Here is a 246-nt window from a genome sequence, read left to right on the forward strand (position 1 = left end):
GCCGCAGCTGGCGTACCTGGCCTATCGGATCAACCAGCGCATCTTCCAGCACCTGAGCGTGCCGCAGATCGTCGCCCAGGTGCTCGAGGAGCACGGCATCCTCGCCGGCGCCTACCGCTTCGGGCTGAGCGCGTCCTATCCCGAGCGCCTCTACTGCACCCAGTACGACGAGTCCGACCTGCACTTCGTCCAGCGCCTGTGCGAAGAGGAAGGCATCCACTACCACTTCGAGCACAGCGCCGCCGG

The 246-nt window shown here is 66.7% G+C and carries 1 protein-coding gene; it reads left to right on the forward strand.

Annotation, left to right across the window (positions count from 1 at the left end; genetic code table 11):
• The coding region (locus tag QMX85_RS23470) for a contractile injection system protein, VgrG/Pvc8 family (protein ID WP_282344973.1) at positions 1-246 on the forward strand (246 nt) is incomplete at both ends.

It is taken from the genome of Pseudomonas sp. PS02288 (genome assembly GCF_029959715.1).
Lineage (GTDB): Bacteria > Pseudomonadota > Gammaproteobacteria > Pseudomonadales > Pseudomonadaceae > Pseudomonas_O > Pseudomonas_O kuykendallii.